The following is a 17,824-nucleotide window of genomic DNA, read 5'->3' on the forward strand; positions in this document are numbered from 1 at the left end:
CGGAGCCACCGGCTCCGTTTTTTTGCTTTCGCAGCATGGGCTTCAGCCCATCTGGCGGGAAGCGGGCTGAAACCCACCTGCGCAGGACTAGCCCAGCACCTGCATGGCAGGCTTCGCCTGCTCTTCGCGCCCCAGCGCATGAGCGATGCCCCCGATCCGCTCTGCCAGCACCCGCGCATCCGGCGCGCATACCGTGGCATGCCCCACCTTGCGTCCCGGTCGGGCCTGCTTGCCGTAGTCGTGCCAGTGCGCGTCGGTCGTGGTCATCACCGGCGCCGGATCGGGCAGGTCGCCGATCCAGTTGAACATGCACGACAACCCGCGCGCGCCGGTGTCGCCCAACGGCAGGCCGAGCACGGCACGCACGTGATTCTCGAACTGGCTGGTGTAGGCGCCCTCGATGGTCCAGTGGCCGGAGTTGTGCACGCGCGGCGCCATCTCGTTGCCCAGCAGTTGGCCGTCCTTGACGAACAGCTCCAGCGCGAACACGCCCACGTAACCCAGTCGTTCGGCCAGCGTGCGGGCCAGTTCGGTGGCGCGGCGCTGCAATTCATCGATGTCCGGTGCCGGCGCCAGGCTCAGGCTCAGCACGCCGTCGGTGTGCCAGTTGCGGGTCAGCGGCCAGGTGCGGAAGTCGCCCTCGCGGCTGCGCACCGCGATCACCGACAACTCGCGCTCGAACGGCACGAAGGCTTCCAGGATCAGCCCGTGCGCAGCCCCCTGCGCGCCCAGCGCGGCCCAGGCGGCGTCGGCGTCGGCGGCGGTCTTGAGGCGGAACTGGCCCTTGCCGTCATAGCCCAGGCGACGGGTCTTGAGGATCGCCGGCGCGCCGACCTCGGCGATCGCACGGTCCAGGTCCTCGCGGGTGTCCACTGCCACAAATGCGGGCGTATCCAGTCCGCATTCGCGGAACAGGGTCTTCTCGGCGAGCCGGTCCTGCGCCACCGCCAGCGCGCCCGGCACCGGCGACACGGCCACGCGTTCGGCCAGCCAGCGCGCGGTTTCGGCGGGCACGTTCTCGAAATCGAAAGTGACGACGTCGACCATCGAGGCGAAGCGCGCCAGCGCTTCATAGTCGTTCCAGTCGGCTACCACCAGCGGCGCAACCTGCCCGGCGCAGGCATCGCCGGCGCTGTCGACCACCAGCGTCTTGACGCCGAGCGGCGCCGCGGCCAGCGCCAGCATGCGCGCCAGCTGGCCGCCGCCGAGGATGCCCAGCACGGGTTGGCGGCGCTCGCTCATGCGCGCGGGTCCGGCTGGTCGAGCACGGTCTGGGTCTGCCTGGAGCGGAATCCATCGAGCGCCTGCGCGATGGCCGGATCGTGCAGCGCCAGCATCGAGGCGGCGAGCAGGCCGGCGTTCACCGCGCCGGCACGGCCGATCGCCAGCGTGCCGACCGGGATGCCGGCGGGCATCTGCGCGATGGAAAGCAGCGAATCCATGCCGTTGAGCGCCTTGGACTGCACCGGCACGCCGAGCACCGGCAGCCGCGTCTTGGCCGCCAGCATGCCCGGCAGATGGGCGGCGCCGCCGGCCCCTGCGATAATCACCTCGATGCCGCGCCCGACCGCCTCTTCCGCATAGCGGAACAACAGGTCCGGCGTGCGGTGGGCGGAGACCACGCGCACCTCGTGCGGCACGCCCAGCTCGTCCAGCACGGCGGCGGCGTGCTCCATGGTTTCCCAGTCCGAACGGGAACCCATCACCACGCCCACGCGGGCCGGCTTGGCGGTCGATGTCATGGTTCTGCCATCCCAAAAGGGCTATTGTACGGGCTTTCCGCAAGACACCCCACCATGGACAAGCGCCTGCTCGACATCCTGTGCTGCCCGGTCAGCAAGACGCCCGTTCGCCCGCTCGCCCGCGGCGAACTGGAGGCGCTCAATAGCGCCATCGAGCGCGGTGAGGTCGACACGGTTGCGGGCGCCCGGGTGCGCGAACGCCTGGACGAAGGCCTGATCACCGCCGACCACAAGGTCATCTACCGTGTCGACGACGGCATTCCCGTCATGCTTCCCGAGGAAGGCATCGGCACGGTGCAGCTCAAGGACTTCCCCGCGACTGCCTGAAGCGGCCTCTTGAAAAAGTGAACGGCGCCCGACTTTTACACACGGCGTCCACTAATGTGTACGCCAATGCATGACCCGTTCACGTTTTCTAGCTTAAGGTCGGTTTCCTCGTGGCCGAGGCAGCAGTGGTCGTCGGCAAGGGATGCTTCAGGGGTGTGGCGATGAAAGAAGCCAATGAGCCTGGCAAGGTCGTCAGTCTGAGCTCGCGCCAGGAATCGACCGAGCGCATCGGCGATCTGCTGGGCGCCGTGCGCGCGATCGCCGGCCGCCGCCTGCAGCTGTTGCTGGGCAACATGTTCGAGCACGTCGACGATGCGCTGTTCGACCTGGCCGAGAAGGCCGAGAACAACGCCGCCCAGATGCATTATTTCGACGGCATGCGCGAAGTGCGCAAGCGCCGGCCCATAGTCGAGCGCAGCTACCTGGCCCAGGTCAGCCGCGAACTGACCGCTCTCTCCACGCGCGCCGCGCCGCTTCCCGCCGCAGCGTCGCCCGCCGGACCGGTCGAACTGTCGCTGGTGGCGGAAAACGAGCTGGAGGAATCGCTCGCCATCACCAGCATGATCAGCAAGAACGAGTCGCGCCTGGCGCGCGACCTGTTCGCGGTGAACCAGCGGCTCTCGGTGATCTGTGGCGGCATCAAGATCGACGAGAGCACCAATCCGGTGGCGCCGGCGGCGCTGGCCCAGGCGTTCCGCCAGGCCATGCGTGAGCTGAGCGCGGAGATGCGCGTCAAGCTGATCATCTACAAGCTGTTCGATCGCTACGTGCTTGCCACGCTGGAAGAGCTCTACCAGGAGATCAACGCCGAACTGGTGCGCGCCGGCGTCCTCCCGCAGTTGCGACCCGAGGTGGCGCGCGGCGAAACCCCGGCAGCCGCCGCCGGTGCGACCGCGACCGCGGGCAACAAGGCGCCCGCCGATGCCGCGGGCGACATGGACCACGAAGCCGAACTGGCCAGCGAACTGCTGCATACCGTGCGCGCCCTGTTCAGCGCACGGCGCGCGCAGGCGGCCGGCGCGGTCGTCGGCGGCGTCGGCATGGCAGGCGCTGGCGGCCATGGCGCGACCATCGCAGTGCCGACCGCCAACGAACTGCTCGGCGCACTCAGCGTGCTGCAGAGCCAGCTTGCGGCGGGCCCGGTACCGAGCGCGCAATCCGCCGACCCGGCGTTGCTCAGCCGCGACGTGGCGCAGCTTAAGGAACATCTGCTCGGCCAGCTCGGTGCCCTGCGGGGCGAGCGGCCCAGCCAGGTGTCGGCGATCGACGAGGACACCATCGACCTGGTCGGCATGCTGTTCGAGTTCATCCTCGAGGACAGCACGCTTCCGGCGGAAATGCAGGTGCTGCTGGCGCGCTTGCAGATTCCCTACCTGAAGGCGGCGATCCTCGACCGCAAACTGTTCGCCCACCGCCAGCACCCGGCGCGACGCCTGCTCGACGGCCTGGCCGAATTGGCCAAGGGTTGGTCGGAAGAATCCGACCGCGACCACCGCGTTCACGACAAGATCAAGTCGATCGTCGAGCGCCTGCTGCACGACTTCGACGACGACATGAGCCTGTTCGAGCGTCTGGGCGCCGAGCTGCAGGCCTTCCAGGAACAGAGCCGCAAGCGCGCCGAACTGGCCGAGCAGCGCGTCGCCGAATCGGCGCGCGGCCGCGAGAAGCTCGAGCTGGCGCGCCGTCGCGCCGCCCGCGAGATCCTCGACCGCATCGGCAACCAGACGCTGCCGCCCTTGATCCACGGCGTGCTGGCGCGCGCCTGGGCCAACCACCTGGTGCTGACCATCCTGCGCCAGGGCGAGGAGTCGCCGGCGTTCGCCGAGGCGTTGCGCTTCGTGAACGAGTTCATCGCCAGCGCCCGTCCCGTGAATACCACCGAGGACCGCCGCACCCTGCTGCGCATGTTGCCGGGCATCGAGCGCGCGTTGCGCCGCGGCCTGGCCAACGTGGCGTTCCAGGAGAGCGACATCGAGCGCCTGCTCGGCCAGCTGCACGCGTACTACCGGCAGCAACTCGGCGAAACAGCGCCCGACGCCAGCACCGAGGACGTGGCGCTGCCGATCCCGGACAGCATCCAGCCGTTGCTCGACACCGAGTCCGGCGAGGCCGAAACCGAATCGCTGCCGCCGGCGCCGGCCGGTACGGACGGCAGCGAACTCACCCAGGTCGAGCAGCTCAAGGCCGGCACCTGGCTGGAGTTCTGCCCCACCGGCGATGCGGTGACCCGCGCCAAGCTGTCGTGGATCAGCCCGATGAGCGGACGCTACCTGTTCGTCAACCGGCGCGGCCTGAAGGTCGGCGACTACGCCCCGCACGAACTGGCTGCGGCACTCGCGGCGGGCAGTGCGCGCATCCTGCCGTCGGAGCCCCTGTTCGATCGCGCGATGGGCGCCATCGTCGATCGCCTGAGCCAGGCGGCGGCGACCGGTACCGGCGACCTGCCCTGAGGTTCCACACGTCGCCGGCGCCTCGTTCGCCCGGCTCGGTTATGCTTGCGGGCTGGCGGGAACCTTGCCGGTGATTCCGGGCATTCCTTGGCCCGCCGCCCTCTCCCTTCGAACGGGTGTTGCATGCCTGACGCGCTTCCCCTCGATCTGCCCGACACCCGGCTGATCGACGCCGACATCGAACGCGCCTTTGCCGAGGATCTCGGCAAGGGCGACGCCACCGCCGATCTGCTGCCGCCCGATGCGCGCGCCGAGGCCGCGTTGACCTGCCGCGAGGATGCGGTGATCGCCGGCATCCCGTGGTTCGATGCCTGCTTCCGCAAGCTCGACCCGCAGGTGTCCATCGAATGGCAGGTTCGCGATGGCGAACGGGTGACCGCCGGCAGCGTGATCTGCCGCCTGCGCGGCCGCGCGCGGGCGCTGGTCAGCGCGGAACGCTCGGCGCTGAACTTCCTGCAGCTGCTCTCGGGCACCGCGACGATCACCGCGGAATACGTAGCCGCCGTGGCTGGCACTGGCGTGCGGGTGCTGGATACGCGCAAGACCGTGCCCGGCCTGCGGCAGGCGCAGAAATACGCCGTGCGCTGTGGCGGTGGCCACAATCACCGCATCGGCCTGTTCGACGCGATCCTGGTCAAGGAAAACCATATCGCCGCGGCGGGCGGCATCGAACCGGCCGTGGCCGAGGCGCGCCGCCTGCATCCCACGTTGCTGCTGGAAATCGAGGCGGAGACGCTGGACGAGCTGCGCCGTGCGATCGATGCCGGCGTCGACCGCATCATGCTCGACAACTTCACCCCGGCGATGATGGCCGAGGCCGTGGCGATCGCCGCCGGCCGCGTGGCGCTGGAGATTTCCGGCAACGTCGACCTGCAGACCATCGGAAGCTACGCGCGCACCGGTGTCGATTTCATTTCGGTGGGTGCACTGACCAAGCACGTGCGGGCGGTCGACCTTTCGTTACGGCTGCAGCTTACGGACTGATCAGCCGGGGACAGTCCAGCCATGGCGCCAGGGTACGCACGTGGCCCGGCGCGCCACGGCGGGTGCCGCCGTCTCGACCTTGCGCGTGCCTCGTACCACCCACACACTCCACCCATGAACCAGGTTTCCGACCTCATCGCCTTGCTGGCGCTCGCCGGAGCGGTCGGTGCGTGGCTCAAGTTCACCCATGTGCGCGAGCGTGCAGTGGACGAGGCTCGCCGGCAGTGCGCGCAGCATGGCCTGCAGTTGCTCGATGAGACCGTGGGGTTGCGCAGCTTCCGCTGGCGACGCGTCGGCGGCAGGCGCCGATTCGAGCTGGGCTATGCTTTCGAGATCAGCGCCCACGGCGATGACCGGCTGGACGGCCGCTTGTGGATGCATGGCGAGCGGCTCGCCGGGCTGAGCCTGCCCAGCGTCGGCGAACCTGCGCTGGCGGCAGCCGAGCCACGCCAGGCGGCATTGCCAGCGGCAGTCGGACCGCGCCAGGCGGCATCGCCGGCAGCGGTCGAGCAGGAACCGGCGGCGTTGCCGGACAACGTAATTCCCCTCCGGCCGCGGCGACCGCGCGCCGGGCAGTGAAGCGGCTCGCCTGAGAGCTTCCGGTCGGGTTCGTCGGTAAGAGGCGCTGCGCTTACTTCACCACCCTCAGGTGGGGCGAGCGCTTGGGCTTGTCAGGGCCGTCGGAAGGACCGGGGCCTTCCGGTCCGGATGAAGGCGGCGGCGGGTCACCTTCCTCGGCCGGGAACATCATGCCCTGCCCGTTCTCCTGCGCGTACAGGGCCAGTACGGCCTGCACCGGGATGTGGATCGCCTGGCTGACGCCCGAAAAGCGCGCCTGGAAGTTGATGTAGTCGTTGCCCAGTTCCAGGTTGGCCACCGCACGCATGGCCAGGTTGAGCACCACCTGGCCGTTCTTGATCACCTGCGGCGGCACGCGTACGCCCTCGGCGGTGGCGTCCACCAGCACGTAGGGGGTCAACTGGTTGTCGGTGATCCAGTCGTAGATCGCCCGCAGCAGGTACGGACGATTGGAACTCATCGGAGGCACGTGCTCGGTCATGGGCCCATGCCGGTCACGGGCGCATCGCCCGTTCTTCGTTGGTCAGGCTGCGCGCATAGCCCTGGCTGTGGAACAGCCGCTCGCCGTAGTCGACGATGGGCTTGCCTTCGCGCCCCAGGTCCACGCCCAGCCATGGCAGGCGCCAGACCACCGGCGCGACCAGGCAGTCGACCAGGCTCATCTCGGGATTGAGGAAGAACTTGGCCGCCTTGAACAGCGGCAGCGAGGCGAGCAGGTGCTCGCGCAGGCGCTTGCGCGCGGCATCGGCGGGACGGCCACCGGTGCGGATCGTATCCACCTCCGGCAGCCAGTCGCGCTCGATGCGCACCGTCGCCAGGCGCAGGCGCGCACGCGACAGCGGATCGATCGGCATCAGCGGCGGATGCGGATAGCGCTCGTCCAGGTATTCGCAGACGACCGCGGTGTCGTAAAGGGTCAGGTCGCGGTCGACCAGGGTCGGCGTGGTGCCGTAGGGATTGAGGTCGATCAGGTCTTCCGGCGGCTTGGCCGGGTCGACCAGCACACGCTCGTAGCTGACGCCCTTGGCCGCGAGCACCAGCCGCGCGCGATGGCACTGGATGTCGTCGGCGGTGGTGTACAGGGTCAGTACGGTACGCGAACGAGCGCTTTGCACCATGCGCTTTCTCCCCTTCAATAAGCGATGCGGCGACGCGCACGTCGCCGCATCCGAGGCTGGCGGACGATCCGGTTTAGTGGACGTCCTTCCAGTATTCCTTCTTCAGTGCGTAGGCCAGCAGGGTGAACAGGGCCAGGAACAGGATCACCCAGATGCCGTAGGCGTGGCGCTGCAGCGCGGCCGGCTCGGAGACGTAGGCCAGGAAGTTCGTCAGGTCGCGGGCCGCCTGCTGGTACTGCGCGGGCGTCATGCGGCCGGGCTGCGACAGCTCCAGCTTCTCCACGTCCTCGCTGCCGGGCTTCTTCACTGCGGTCTGCACGCCCTGCAGTTCCCACATCGGGAACGGCATGGAGGCGTTCGGGAACACGGTGTTGTTCCAGCCCACCGGGCGGCTCGGGTCGAGGTAGAAGCTGTTGAGGTAGCCGTATACCCAGTCGGCCGTCTTGGCGCGCACTTCCAGCGACAGGTCCGGCGGTGCCTTGCCGAACCACTGCTTGGCCATGTCCTCGGGCATGTGCGAGACCACCGGATCGCCGAACTTGGCGCCGGTGAAGTTGAGGTTGTCCATCACCTCTTTCTCGGTCAGGCCCAGGTCCTCGGCGATGCGCGAGTAACGCTGGTACTGGAGCGAGTGGCAACCCACGCAATAGTTGAAGAACAGACGCGCACCACGCTGCAGCGACGCCTGGTCGCGCAGGTTCACGCCGGCCGAAGGCAGCTCCGCGCCGCCCTCCGAGGCGATGGCCTGGGTGCTGCCCACGAGCAGGCCCAGGGCGAGCGTCATCGAAAGAAGAATGTGCTTCATCAGGAGCTGCCGCTTAGTCATGCATGGTCACCCGTTCCGGAACCGGCTTGGTCTTTTCCCAGCCAAGTCGCGTGTAAAACCACAGGAACACGAAGTAGCCGAAGTAGACCAGCGTCCACAGGCGGCCGAACAGGTTTTCCCACAGCGTAACGTCCACGTCGCCGAACCACTCCGGGATCACCTCGGCGGTGACGCCGGCGCCGACCGCACCAAGCAGGATGAACGACAGCGCGAACAGGCCCAGGGCGACCTTGAAGCCGGTACCGCGGTAGCGCACCGACTTGACCTTGCCCGCATCGATCCACGGCAGCGCGAACAGCAGCGCGATCGCACCGAACATCGCTAGCACGCCCCACACGGCAGTGCCGAAGAAGGACGGGATCATGCGCAGGATCGCGTAGAACGGGGTGAAGTACCACACCGGCTTGATGTGCGCGGGCGTGGCCAGGTTGTTGGCCGGGATGAAGTTGTCGTGCTCGAGGAACCAGCCACCCATCGTCGGCGCGAAGAAGATGATGAACGCGGCGATGATCAGGAAGAAGCCCACGCCGACCAGGTCCTTCACCGTGTAGTACGGGTGGAACGGAATGCCGTCGGCCGGCTTGAGCGCATCCCAGCGGTTGCCCTTCGGGCCCTTCTTGATCTCCACGCCGTCGGGGTTGTTCGAACCCACCTCGTGCAGCGCGGCGATGTGCAGCACCACCAGCAGCAGCAGCACGATCGGCAGCGCGATCACGTGCAGCGCGAAGAAGCGGTTGAGCGTGGCGTCGGCGGGCAGGTAGTCGCCCATGATCCACTCGACCAGCGTGCCGCCGATCACCGGGATCGTACCGAACAAGGAGATGATCACCTTGGCGCCCCAGAACGACATGTTACCCCACGGCAGCACGTAGCCCATGAAGGCCTCGGCCATCAGCACCAGGAAGATCAGCATGCCCAGCAGCCACACCAGCTCGCGCGGCTTCTTGTACGAGCCGTACATCAGGCCGCGGAACATGTGCAGGAACACCACCACGAAGAACAGCGAGGCGCCGGTGGAGTGCATGTAGCGGATCAGCCAGCCCCACTCCACGTCGCGCATGATGTACTCGACCGAGGCGAAGGCTTCCGCCGCGCTGGTCTTGTAGTTCATGGTGAGGAAGATGCCGGTGACGATCTGGTTGACCAGCACCAGCAGCGCCAGCGAACCGAAGTAGTACCAGAGGTTGAAGTTCTTCGGGGCGTAGTACTCGGTCATGTGCTTGCGGTACGCAGGCATCATGCCGGGGGCGCGCTCGTTGACCCAGTCGCCCATGCGGGTGAATACGTTAGCCATCAGCCGGCCTCCTTGGGATCGACGCCGATCTGGATGTGCGTGTCATCCACGAAGTGGTACGGCGGCACCTGCAGGTTCTTCGGCGCGGGAACGCCGGAGAAGACGCGACCGGAGAGGTCGTAGCGCGACTTGTGGCACGGACAGAAGAAGCCGCCCTTCCAGTTCGGATCGAACGGTTCGGGCTTGATCTGGGGGAAGAACTCCGGCACGCAGCCCAGGTGGGTGCATATGCCGATCACAACCAGCCACTCGGGCTTGATCGCGCGGTCCGGGCCCTTGATGTAGTCCGGCTGCTGGCCGACCTCGGAGTTGGGATCCACCAGGCGCGGCGCCAGGCTCGGCAACACCGCCAGCTGATCCTTGGTGCGGCGGACCACGAACACGGGCAGACCGCGCCACGCGTAGTCGACCTTCTGACCCATTTCGATCTTGCCGATATCGGCCGTGACCGGCGCACCGGCGGCCTTGGCGCGGGCGCTGGGCTCCCAGGACTTGATGAAGGGCACGGCTGCCGCGACGACTCCCACGGCACCGACCACGGAAGTGGTCGCTGTCAGGAAGCGGCGGCGGCCATGATCGACGACTTCGTTCGCCATCAGGCTCTCCGGTACATGCAATGCCATTGAGATGCGAGCCCCGTTTGGGAGCCTGCAAAAATCGCGTTAGTGTAGCGTCAGGGCTTGGCCCGTACAATCAATCGCACAAGGGGAGAACGCCGCCCCGCGCGCCTCCCGAAGTCCGGCCCACGCAAACCATTGAACCCATGAAGAACGCCGCCGGCGCGCTCGCCTTTATCGTCCGCTTCGTCATCCTGGGACTGGCGCTCGCCTTCGTGGTCGGGCTGTTCTGGCCCGGCAGCGGCGACCGCCTGCGCGAGCGCTTCGGCCTCGCCCATCCGGCGCAACCGGCCGCCGGCACGCAGACCGCGGCGCCCGCGCTGGGCAGCGGTCCGGTGTCCTATGCCGATGCCGTGGCCAGGGCGGCGCCGTCGGTGGTCAACATCTACGCCAACAGGATGGTCACCGCGCGCGCCGTGCAGATGTACGACGATCCGGTGCTGCAGCGGCTGTTCGGCGGCCTGCCCACCGGTCCAGCGTACAAGCGCCCGCAGCAGGTGCTCGGCTCGGGCGTGATCGTCAGCGACAAGGGCTACGTGCTGACCAACAACCACGTCATCGCCAATGCCGACGACATCCAGGTCCTGCTCTACGACGGGCGTATCGCCAAGGCCACGCTGGTCGGCGCCGACGAGGAGACTGACCTGGCGGTGCTCAAGATCGACGCCGGCAACCTGCCGGTAGCGAAGATCGCCGACAGCCACGCATTGCGCGCGGGCGACGTGGTGCTGGCCATCGGCAACCCGTTGGGACTCAACCAGACGGTGACCATGGGCATCGTCAGCGCGGTTGGGCGGCAACTGTCCAGCTCCAGCGCCGAGGACTTCATCCAGACGGACGCGGCGATCAACTTGGGAAACTCCGGCGGTGCGCTGGTCAACGCCAGGGGCGAACTGGTCGGCATCAATACCTTGCTGATCGGGCGACAGGCCAACGCCGAGGGCATCGGCTTCGCCATTCCCATCGGCAACGCCAAGAACGTGCTCGACCAGATCGTCGAAACCGGCCATGTGGTGCGCGGCTGGCTGGGCGCCGACTATGCGTTCGTGCCGGTGGCCGCCGACAGCGGCCTGCCCGCGGCGGCGCGCGGCGCGCAGGTGACCGACGTCTATCCGGGCGGCCCGGCCGCGCTGGCCGGCATCCAGCCGCACGACATCCTGCTGCGCATCGGCGCCGACGACATCCTCGATCCCGCCGACCTGCGCCGCCATGAAGCGGCGCTCAAGCCCGGCAGCAAGGTGGAGGTATCAGGCCTGCGCAACGGCGTGCCATTCCACACCGAAGTCACCCTGGCGCGCCGTCCGCCGCTGCAGGCACGTGCCACGCTGGACGGGTAAGGCCTTCGCCCGAACGCCCCACCCGCCTGTCGGCACACTCCCAGCGTTCGTAGCCGGAATCATTCACGGCAGGCGATCCTTTCCCTCTTCACGGGGAAGGTGCCCGAAGGGCGGTGGGGGAAGCCTTGCCTCAGCCCGGATGCCGGGCATACCACCTTCAGGGCGCGCCGCTGCTCCGCATCGCCGTCATCGGGCCATGCACCGCCGTGCCATAGCGTCGGCGCAGCTCGCCCACGCGCTTGACGTACACCTGCGTCTCGGCAAACGGCGGCACGCCGTTGTAGCGCAGCACCGCGCCCGGCCCTGCGTTGTAGGCGGCCGCGGCCAGTTGCTCGTCGCCACCGAAGGTCTTCAGCAGTTGCGCCAGGTAGCGCGCGCCGCCGCGGATGTTCTGCGTCGCATCGAACGCATCCAGCACGCCCATGTCGCTGGCCGTCCCCGGCATCAACTGCATCAGACCCTGCGCGCCCTTGAGCGAGAGCGCGTTGGGATTGAACGCACTCTCGGCATGGATCACCGCGCGCAGGAACGCCTCGTCCACGCCCGACTCCGCGCTGGCCACCCGGATCGCGTCCGCGTAGGCGGTGAGGTTCAGCCGCACCCTGCCCCAGTCGATGGTCGAATGCAGGTTGCAGGCCACGCAGGTGGCGATGTAGGTGAACAGCGTGGTGACCGCCCTCCCCTTGCCGCCGGCAGGCGGCAGATTGGTGTATTCGACCGAACCGTCCGCCCGTTCCACGCGGTACACCGCGCCGCGCAGCACGCGGTTGGCTGCCACGGTCGCCGTTTCCGGCGCACCCTCGCGGTAGTTCCACTGGCCGGCGCTGACCGTCCGCGCGGTGGTATCTACCGAGCCCTCGACGCCCGCCAAGGAGACCGGCTTCGCCGTGGTCTGCACCCAGCCGTGCACGCCCGCCAGCGAGACGACCGGCTTCCTGGCACGAGCCGGCGCCGTGTGCCGGCGGCTGTCGGCAAAGGAGGCGACCTTGCGGCAACCGCTGTAGCCGGCCGTGGTGCTGCTGAAGACGGTTTCCCCGCCGCTCCCGGTGCACTGGTAGAGCGCCCCGGCACGCGCCGCCGGCAGCCACAGCAAGCCGGCCACCAGCGCACAGGCCAGTGCGACCCTGGAAAGGATCGATCGACCCGGGAAAGCAGCGGAAGCCGCGCCGGCGCTCTCCCCTTGGCGTACGGCGGCAAACATGCGCGGAGTGTGCCCCCACGGCGGGGCGGAAGCCAGCGCCGCCATGCGGTTTCGTGCGGGCTGGCAAGCTTTGCCACCCTCGCCTTCCCTCAATGGAAGGGAGAGAGAGTCCGGCCAGGGAACGCTACGACTTCACCCAGTGGACGACACAACGCAAACGCCACCCGCAAGTGCTTGATCCAAAGCAAAAACTGGCACCCCGCCAAGCACCCGCGTAAACTGCGCGGTTCGGCGCCCATCCCTGCTGGCGCCCAAGACACACGGTACACCGGCCCATGAGCGGCAAGCTTTTCATCAAGACCCACGGCTGCCAGATGAACGAGTACGACTCGGCCAAGATGGCCGACGTGCTCAAGGCCTCGCACGGCCTGGAGCTGACCCAGGACGAGTCCGAGGCGGACGTGATCCTGATCAACACCTGCTCGATCCGCGAGAAGGCGCAGGAGAAGGTGTTCAGCCAGCTCGGCCGCTGGAAGGAATTCAAGCAGGGCGGCAAGCCGGTGCTGATCGGCGTCGGCGGCTGCGTGGCCTCGCAGGAAGGCGAGGCGATCATCAAGCGCGCGCCGTTCGTCGACCTGGTGTTCGGCCCGCAGACGCTGCATCGCCTGCCCGAGCTGATCGAGGCCAAGCGCGAGACCGGCAAGGCTCAGGTGGACATCTCCTTCCCCGAGATCGAGAAGTTCGACCGCCTGCCCGAGCCGCGCGCCGAAGGCCCGACGGCTTTCGTCTCGATCATGGAAGGCTGCTCCAAGTACTGCAGCTACTGCGTGGTGCCCTACACCCGCGGCACCGAGATCAGCCGTCCGTTCGACGACGTGCTGGTGGAGGTGGCGCAACTGGCCGAACAGGGCGTGCGCGAGGTCACCCTGCTGGGCCAGAACGTCAACGCCTACCAGGGGCCGATGCACGACGGCGGCATCGCGGACCTGGCCGTGCTGATCCACGCCATCGCGCAAATCGAATCGATCGGCCGCATCCGCTTCACCACCTCGCATCCGCTGGAGTTCTCCGACTCGCTGATCGAGGCGTACGCCAACTGCCCGAAGCTCGCCAACTTCCTGCACCTGCCGGTGCAGGCCGGCTCCGACCGCATCCTGGCGGCGATGAAGCGCGGCTACACCACGCTCGAGTTCAAGCAGAAGATCCGCAAGCTGCGCGCGGTGCGACCGGACATCTGCATCAGCTCGGACTTCATCGTCGGCTTCCCCGGCGAAACCGACGAGGACTTCGAGAAGACCATGAAGCTGATCGAGGACGTCGGCTTCGACCAGAGCTTCTCCTTCATCTTCTCCGCCCGTCCCGGCACGCCCGCCGCGAACCTGGCCGACGACACGCCCTCCGAGGTCAAGCACGCGCGGCTGTCGCGGCTGCAGGCGACGATCAACGACCACGCGCGCGCCATCAATGAGGCGATGGTCGGCACCGTGCAGCGCGTGCTGGTCGAAAAGCCCAGCCGCAAGAACCCGAACGAACTCACCGGCCGCACCGAGAACATGCGCTTCGTGAACTTCCCCGGCAATGCGCGCCTGATCGGCCACTTCGTCGACGTGGAGATCACCGAGGCGATGAGCAACTCGCTGCGCGGTCGCGTGCACCTGGCGGAGGAAGCGCTGGCCTGAGGCTTCTTCAGTCCAGCCGCTTGCGGAAGCGCGCGATGGCCACGGCCATCGCCAGCAGCACGAACGCCGCCAGCGCCACCACGTCGATCCACATTTCCCAGAGCCCGGCGCCGCGCAGCATCACGCCGCGGATCAGGCGCAGGAAGTGCGTCAGCGGCAGCACCTCGGCCAGCCACTGCGCCACCTTCGGCATGCCCGCGAACGGGAACATGAAGCCCGACAGCAGGATCGAGGGCAGGAACACGAAGAAGGTCATCTGCATCGCCTGGAACTGCGACTGCGCGCGGGTGGAGATCAGCAGGCCCAGCGCCAGGTTGGCCAGGATGAGCAGGCCCGAGGCCAGGTACACGTCGAGCAGGCTACCCTGCACCGGCACGCGGAACAGCCACACCCCCAGCGCCAGGATCACGCTGGTCTGCACCAGGCCGATCGCCACGTAGGGCAGCACCTTGCCGACCATCAGCTCGGAGCGGGTCAGCGGCGTGGCGATCAGCAGCTCCATGTTGCCGCGCTCGCGCTCGCGCACGATGGCGATCGCGGTGAACAGCACCATCGTCATGGTCAGGATCACACCGATCAGCCCGGGCACGATGTTGAGCGCCGAGCGCCGCTGCGGGTTGTAGAAGCTCACCACGCCGATCCGGCCTTCCGGCGGCGTGCTCGCCAGCGGCGCGCGCGTGTCGGGCACGGCGCTGTCGATCGGCGTCTGCATTAGTTGCACCGCCGCGCTCTGCACGGCGGTGTCGCTGCCGTCGACCAGGATCTGCGCGACCTGGCGGCCATCGATGCGGCGGCGTTCGAAATCGGGCGGGATCACGATGCCGATGCTGATGCGCCCGCGCCGGATCAGCGCCATCAGCCGGTCGGGCGTGTCGGCCTCGGCCACCGGCGCGACCACGCCGGTAGCCAGCATGTCCATCACCAGCGCGCGCGAGCCGGCGGTATTGGCCTGGTCGACGATGCCGGCATCGAGCCCGCGCAGGTTGGTGTTGATCGCATAGCCGAACAGCACCAGTTGGATCACCGGGATGCCGACCACCATCGCCAGCGTGATGCGGTCGCGGCGCAACTGGCGCAGCTCCTTGAGCACGATCGCCCACAGCCGCCGCCAGCTCATGCCGCGCGCGCCCCGCGCCGGTCGCCGTCGCGCGTGGCGGCGACGAAGACGTCCTCCAGATTCGGTGTCGCGGCGACGACCTCACCCTGCTGTCCCGCCTTGCCCAATGCCTGGTCCATGCGCCGCGCGGCCTGCGCCCCGTCGTCGACTTCGTCCCGCGTGGTCAGCACGCGCAGCGTGGTGCCGACCTGGGCTACGCCGAGTACGCCAGGCACGTCCACCAGCACCCGGTGCGCCTGGCGCGGGTCTTCGGTTTCCACCACGAAGGTGCGCCCTTCCAGGCCCGAGGTCAGTTCGCGCGGTGTGCCGTCGGCCACCAGCGCGCCCCGGTCGAGGATGGCCAGGCGGTGGCAGCGCTCGGCTTCGTCCATCAGGTGGGTCGACACCAGCAGTGTGGTGCCGGCGTCGGCCAGCTCGAACAACTTCTCCCAGAAATCGCGGCGCGACTCCGGATCGACCGCGCTGGTCGGCTCGTCCAGGAACAGCAGTTCCGGCTCGTGGATCACCGCGCAGGCCAGCGCCAGGCGCTGCTTCTGGCCGCCGCTCATGGTGCCGGCGAGCTGCCGCTGGCGGTCGGCGAAATGGTATTGCTCGATCAGTTCGTCGACGCGCGCCTTCGCCTTGTTGCGCGGCACGCCCTGGATCGCGGCGAGGAACTCCAGGTTCTCGCGCACGGTGAGGTCCTCGAACAGCGAGAAGCGCTGCGTCATGTAGCCGATGCGCGCGCGCAGCTCGTCCGCCTGCGCCGGGATGCGCAGCCCCAGCACCTCGATCTCGCCCTCGCTCGGCGTCAGCAGGCCGCACAGCATGCGGATGGTGGTCGACTTGCCCGAGCCGTTCGGCCCGAGGAAGCCGTAGACGCGCTTCGCGGGCACGCCCAGGTCGACGTGGTCGACGGCGAGCAGCTTGCCGAAGCGCTTGGTCAGGCCGCGCGCGCGAATCGCCGTACCGCTGTCGGTCGGCCGTGCGTTCACCGGGTCGCCTGCTGGAATTCAACGCGCACCGGCAGGCCCGCGGGCAGGCCTGCGGCGCCATCACCCAGCGCGATCTCGGCCAGGTAGCTCAGCCGCGCGGCGTCCTCGCCGATCAGGGCGTAATACGGCGTGAAACTGGGCTCGCTGCGGATCATGCGCACGTGTCCCGCGTACGGTTTGTCGCGCCCGGCCACGTACACCTCGATCGCGTCACCGACGCGGACCAACGCGCGCTGCTGCTCAGGCACGTAGATGCGCGCATAAGGCGCGTCACCGGCCAGCAGGATCGCCACCGGAGCGCCGACCGGTGCCTGGTCGCCGAGCTTGTAGGGCAGGCTGTCGACCCGGCCCGCGCGCGGCGCCACGATGTCCAGCTTGCCCAGCAACACCTGCTGCGCCGCCACCTGCGCATCGGCCGCGGCGACGCCCGCGCGCGCCTGCGCGATCTGCTCCGGCCGGGTGCCGTGCAGCAATTCGTCGAGCGCCGCCTGGGCAGCGCGCAACTGGCCCTGCGCGTTGCCGGAGGCGGCGCGGGCGCGATCCAGGTCCGCCGCCGCGACGTAGCTCTTGCCCTGCAGCGGAAGCAGGCGCCGGTAATAAGCCTGCGCCTCGCGCGCCTGGGCCTGCGCCGCGGCCACGTTCGCGCGGGCCTGGGCGATGTCCTCGGCGCGCGGGCCGGCCTGCAGTTCGGCCAATAATTCGCGCTGCTGCTGCGCCTGCGACCTGGCAGCGGCGAGTTCGGCTTGCGTGTGCGCGGGATCCAGCCGCAGCAGCGGCTGACCGGCCTGTACCGCCTGGCCTTCGCGCACGTCCATCGCGACGATCCGTTCGGCGGCCGGCGCCGGCAGCGTGATGCGGTCGTATTCCAGCGTACCCAGCGCCTGCGGCGGTTCGCGCGAGCAGGCCCCTAACGCGAGGGCGGCGAGCAGGATCGCGGGACATCCGAACCGGCGTGCGGCATTCATGGCGTTTTCCCTTCCGGTCGTGTGCCCAGGCCGCATCGAAGCAGCGCGAGCGTGTGCCTGAGCAGGACACCGGCATCGATGTCGCCGGCCTCGAAAACCGCCCGCCAGATCGGCGCGCCGGCGGCGGGAAACATGGTCAGCCCGACCAGCGAGACCACCAGCAGCCGCGGATCCAGCTCGGGGTCGAGCCGGCCCTGCGCCTGCGCGGCGGCAAAGCGCCCGGCGAGCAGTCGCGGCAGGTTGGGCAAGGCCTGGTGGAACAGCACCTCGCGCAGCGCGCCGCCTTCGCACAGCACTTCGCGCACCCACAGCGGCGGAAGCCACGGATGGCGCGCCACCAGTTCGCCGATGCCGCGGGCGAACGCTTCGGCCAGCGCGGCAGGTTCGTCGCCGGCCTGCGCCAGCCCGGCCCGCATGGGTGCGAGCGCGGGCAGCAGGCGCTCGTCGATCAGGGCTTGCGTGAGGCGCGCCTTGTCGCCGAAGTAGTAATGCAGCATCGCTGGCGTGACGCCCGCTTCGGCGGCGATCGCACGCAGCGAGGTGGCGTCGATGCCGGCGCGCGCGTACAGCGCGGTAGCCACGTCCAGCAGCCGCGCGCGCAGGTCGCCGTCGTCGCCGCTGGGGCGTCCGGCCCTGCGGGTGCGCTTGCCGGATCGGGTTCGCGTCGCTGCCAT

18 protein-coding genes are annotated in these 17,824 nt (G+C 68.6%); 6 read left to right on the forward strand and 12 right to left on the reverse strand.

Features of this window, described 5'->3' with window-relative positions; all coding sequences use genetic code 11:
* Window positions 1-87: 87 nt before the first annotated feature.
* Window positions 88-1,242 (reverse strand): 5-(carboxyamino)imidazole ribonucleotide synthase, encoded by a 1,155-nt coding sequence (locus AAIL17_RS03750; protein ID WP_424681477.1) that lies wholly within the window; start codon window positions 1,240-1,242, stop codon window positions 88-90.
* Window positions 1,239-1,742: a 5-(carboxyamino)imidazole ribonucleotide mutase gene (gene purE, locus AAIL17_RS03755; protein WP_424681478.1), complete on the reverse strand. Its 504-nt coding sequence runs from the start codon at window positions 1,740-1,742 to the stop codon at window positions 1,239-1,241. The genes AAIL17_RS03750 and purE overlap by 4 nt, the downstream gene beginning before the upstream one ends.
* A gap of 54 nt (window positions 1,743-1,796) precedes the next feature.
* On the opposite strand from purE, the gene AAIL17_RS03760 reads away from it, so the two are divergent.
* From AAIL17_RS03760 to AAIL17_RS03775, 4 genes are all read left to right on the forward strand, one after another.
* Window positions 1,797-2,069, forward strand: a complete 273-nt coding sequence (locus tag AAIL17_RS03760) for a Trm112 family protein (protein WP_424681479.1) — start codon at window positions 1,797-1,799, stop codon at window positions 2,067-2,069.
* A 161-nt stretch (window positions 2,070-2,230) separates the two neighbouring features.
* Window positions 2,231-4,519: a DUF1631 domain-containing protein gene (locus tag AAIL17_RS03765; protein WP_424681480.1), complete on the forward strand. Its 2,289-nt coding sequence runs from the start codon at window positions 2,231-2,233 to the stop codon at window positions 4,517-4,519.
* 123 nt (window positions 4,520-4,642) lie between these two features.
* Complete coding sequence (nadC, locus tag AAIL17_RS03770) at window positions 4,643-5,503, forward strand: carboxylating nicotinate-nucleotide diphosphorylase (RefSeq protein WP_424681481.1); 861 nt, start codon at window positions 4,643-4,645, stop codon at window positions 5,501-5,503.
* A gap of 114 nt (window positions 5,504-5,617) precedes the next feature.
* Window positions 5,618-6,082: a DUF3301 domain-containing protein gene (locus AAIL17_RS03775; protein WP_424681482.1), complete on the forward strand. Its 465-nt coding sequence runs from the start codon at window positions 5,618-5,620 to the stop codon at window positions 6,080-6,082.
* A 52-nt stretch (window positions 6,083-6,134) separates the two neighbouring features.
* Here AAIL17_RS03775 and AAIL17_RS03780 read toward each other — a convergent pair whose 3' ends face one another.
* From AAIL17_RS03780 to petA, 5 genes are all read right to left on the reverse strand, one after another.
* Window positions 6,135-6,542 carry a ClpXP protease specificity-enhancing factor gene (locus AAIL17_RS03780; protein ID WP_424681483.1) on the reverse strand — a complete coding sequence of 136 codons (408 nt, stop codon included), beginning with the start codon at window positions 6,540-6,542 and terminating at the stop codon, window positions 6,135-6,137.
* Between the two features lie 34 nt (window positions 6,543-6,576).
* Window positions 6,577-7,200, reverse strand: coding sequence for a glutathione S-transferase N-terminal domain-containing protein (locus AAIL17_RS03785; RefSeq protein ID WP_424681484.1), 624 nt, complete (start codon window positions 7,198-7,200; stop codon window positions 6,577-6,579).
* A gap of 73 nt (window positions 7,201-7,273) precedes the next feature.
* Entirely contained in the window at window positions 7,274-8,005 is a 732-nt protein-coding gene (locus AAIL17_RS03790) for a cytochrome c1 (RefSeq protein ID WP_424681485.1), read from the reverse strand.
* A gap of 13 nt (window positions 8,006-8,018) precedes the next feature.
* The gene (locus AAIL17_RS03795; RefSeq protein ID WP_424681486.1) at window positions 8,019-9,320 is read right to left on the reverse strand and encodes a cytochrome b; all 1,302 of its coding nucleotides are present in this window, start codon (window positions 9,318-9,320) and stop codon (window positions 8,019-8,021) included.
* Window positions 9,320-9,916 (reverse strand): ubiquinol-cytochrome c reductase iron-sulfur subunit, encoded by a 597-nt coding sequence (petA, locus tag AAIL17_RS03800; RefSeq protein WP_424681487.1) that lies wholly within the window; start codon window positions 9,914-9,916, stop codon window positions 9,320-9,322. Before petA ends, AAIL17_RS03795 begins: the two co-directional genes overlap by 1 nt.
* A gap of 167 nt (window positions 9,917-10,083) precedes the next feature.
* Between petA and AAIL17_RS03805 the strand changes: the two genes are divergently transcribed.
* Window positions 10,084-11,274, forward strand: a complete 1,191-nt coding sequence (locus AAIL17_RS03805) for a S1C family serine protease (RefSeq protein ID WP_424681488.1) — start codon at window positions 10,084-10,086, stop codon at window positions 11,272-11,274.
* 157 nt (window positions 11,275-11,431) lie between these two features.
* Here AAIL17_RS03805 and AAIL17_RS03810 read toward each other — a convergent pair whose 3' ends face one another.
* Complete coding sequence (locus tag AAIL17_RS03810; protein WP_424681489.1) at window positions 11,432-12,475, reverse strand: lytic transglycosylase domain-containing protein; 1,044 nt, start codon at window positions 12,473-12,475, stop codon at window positions 11,432-11,434.
* A gap of 275 nt (window positions 12,476-12,750) precedes the next feature.
* Here AAIL17_RS03810 and miaB point away from each other — a divergent pair, with 275 nt between their 5' ends.
* Window positions 12,751-14,094 carry a tRNA (N6-isopentenyl adenosine(37)-C2)-methylthiotransferase MiaB gene (miaB, locus tag AAIL17_RS03815; protein WP_424681490.1) on the forward strand — a complete coding sequence of 448 codons (1,344 nt, stop codon included), beginning with the start codon at window positions 12,751-12,753 and terminating at the stop codon, window positions 14,092-14,094.
* A gap of 7 nt (window positions 14,095-14,101) precedes the next feature.
* On the opposite strand, the gene AAIL17_RS03820 is transcribed toward miaB, so the two are convergent.
* The 4 genes from AAIL17_RS03820 to AAIL17_RS03835 are packed head-to-tail and all read right to left on the reverse strand — an operon-like array spanning window position 14,102 to window position 17,824.
* Complete coding sequence (locus AAIL17_RS03820) at window positions 14,102-15,211, reverse strand: ABC transporter permease (RefSeq protein WP_424681491.1); 1,110 nt, start codon at window positions 15,209-15,211, stop codon at window positions 14,102-14,104.
* A complete protein-coding gene (locus tag AAIL17_RS03825) occupies window positions 15,208-16,152 on the reverse strand; it encodes an ATP-binding cassette domain-containing protein (protein ID WP_424681555.1) in 945 nt (314 codons plus the stop codon). Before AAIL17_RS03825 ends, AAIL17_RS03820 begins: the two co-directional genes overlap by 4 nt.
* 29 nt (window positions 16,153-16,181) lie before the next feature.
* On the reverse strand, window positions 16,182-17,150 hold the full coding sequence (locus AAIL17_RS03830) for an HlyD family secretion protein (protein ID WP_424681492.1): 969 nt from the start codon (window positions 17,148-17,150) through the stop codon (window positions 16,182-16,184).
* Window positions 17,147-17,824, reverse strand: a complete 678-nt coding sequence (locus tag AAIL17_RS03835; RefSeq protein ID WP_424681493.1) for a TetR/AcrR family transcriptional regulator — start codon at window positions 17,822-17,824, stop codon at window positions 17,147-17,149. Before AAIL17_RS03835 ends, AAIL17_RS03830 begins: the two co-directional genes overlap by 4 nt.

This window comes from Frateuria sp. YIM B11624, from assembly GCF_049727805.1.
In the GTDB taxonomy this organism is placed as follows: domain Bacteria; phylum Pseudomonadota; class Gammaproteobacteria; order Xanthomonadales; family Rhodanobacteraceae; genus Frateuria_A.

Bases quoted from the DNA above. Each gene is read 5' to 3' on its own strand.
- AAIL17_RS03760 (WP_424681479.1), top strand. From the start codon at position 1,797: ATGGACAAGCGCCTGCTCGACATCCTGTGCTGCCCGGTCAGCAAGACG.
- AAIL17_RS03765 (WP_424681480.1), top strand. From the start codon at position 2,231: ATGAAAGAAGCCAATGAGCCTGGCAAGGTCGTCAGTCTGAGCTCGCGC.
- AAIL17_RS03830 (WP_424681492.1), bottom strand. From the start codon at position 17,150: ATGAATGCCGCACGCCGGTTCGGATGTCCCGCGATCCTGCTCGCCGCC.
- miaB (WP_424681490.1), top strand. From the start codon at position 12,751: ATGAGCGGCAAGCTTTTCATCAAGACCCACGGCTGCCAGATGAACGAG.
- AAIL17_RS03810 (WP_424681489.1), bottom strand. From the start codon at position 12,475: ATGTTTGCCGCCGTACGCCAAGGGGAGAGCGCCGGCGCGGCTTCCGCT.
- AAIL17_RS03780 (WP_424681483.1), bottom strand. From the start codon at position 6,542: ATGAGTTCCAATCGTCCGTACCTGCTGCGGGCGATCTACGACTGGATC.
- nadC (WP_424681481.1), top strand. From the start codon at position 4,643: ATGCCTGACGCGCTTCCCCTCGATCTGCCCGACACCCGGCTGATCGAC.
- AAIL17_RS03805 (WP_424681488.1), top strand. From the start codon at position 10,084: ATGAAGAACGCCGCCGGCGCGCTCGCCTTTATCGTCCGCTTCGTCATC.
- purE (WP_424681478.1), bottom strand. From the start codon at position 1,742: ATGACATCGACCGCCAAGCCGGCCCGCGTGGGCGTGGTGATGGGTTCC.
- AAIL17_RS03820 (WP_424681491.1), bottom strand. From the start codon at position 15,211: ATGAGCTGGCGGCGGCTGTGGGCGATCGTGCTCAAGGAGCTGCGCCAG.
- AAIL17_RS03795 (WP_424681486.1), bottom strand. From the start codon at position 9,320: ATGGCTAACGTATTCACCCGCATGGGCGACTGGGTCAACGAGCGCGCC.
- AAIL17_RS03835 (WP_424681493.1), bottom strand. From the start codon at position 17,824: ATGGCAGCGACGCGAACCCGATCCGGCAAGCGCACCCGCAGGGCCGGA.
- AAIL17_RS03790 (WP_424681485.1), bottom strand. From the start codon at position 8,005: ATGAAGCACATTCTTCTTTCGATGACGCTCGCCCTGGGCCTGCTCGTG.
- petA (WP_424681487.1), bottom strand. From the start codon at position 9,916: ATGGCGAACGAAGTCGTCGATCATGGCCGCCGCCGCTTCCTGACAGCG.
- AAIL17_RS03775 (WP_424681482.1), top strand. From the start codon at position 5,618: ATGAACCAGGTTTCCGACCTCATCGCCTTGCTGGCGCTCGCCGGAGCG.
- AAIL17_RS03750 (WP_424681477.1), bottom strand. From the start codon at position 1,242: ATGAGCGAGCGCCGCCAACCCGTGCTGGGCATCCTCGGCGGCGGCCAG.
- AAIL17_RS03785 (WP_424681484.1), bottom strand. From the start codon at position 7,200: ATGGTGCAAAGCGCTCGTTCGCGTACCGTACTGACCCTGTACACCACC.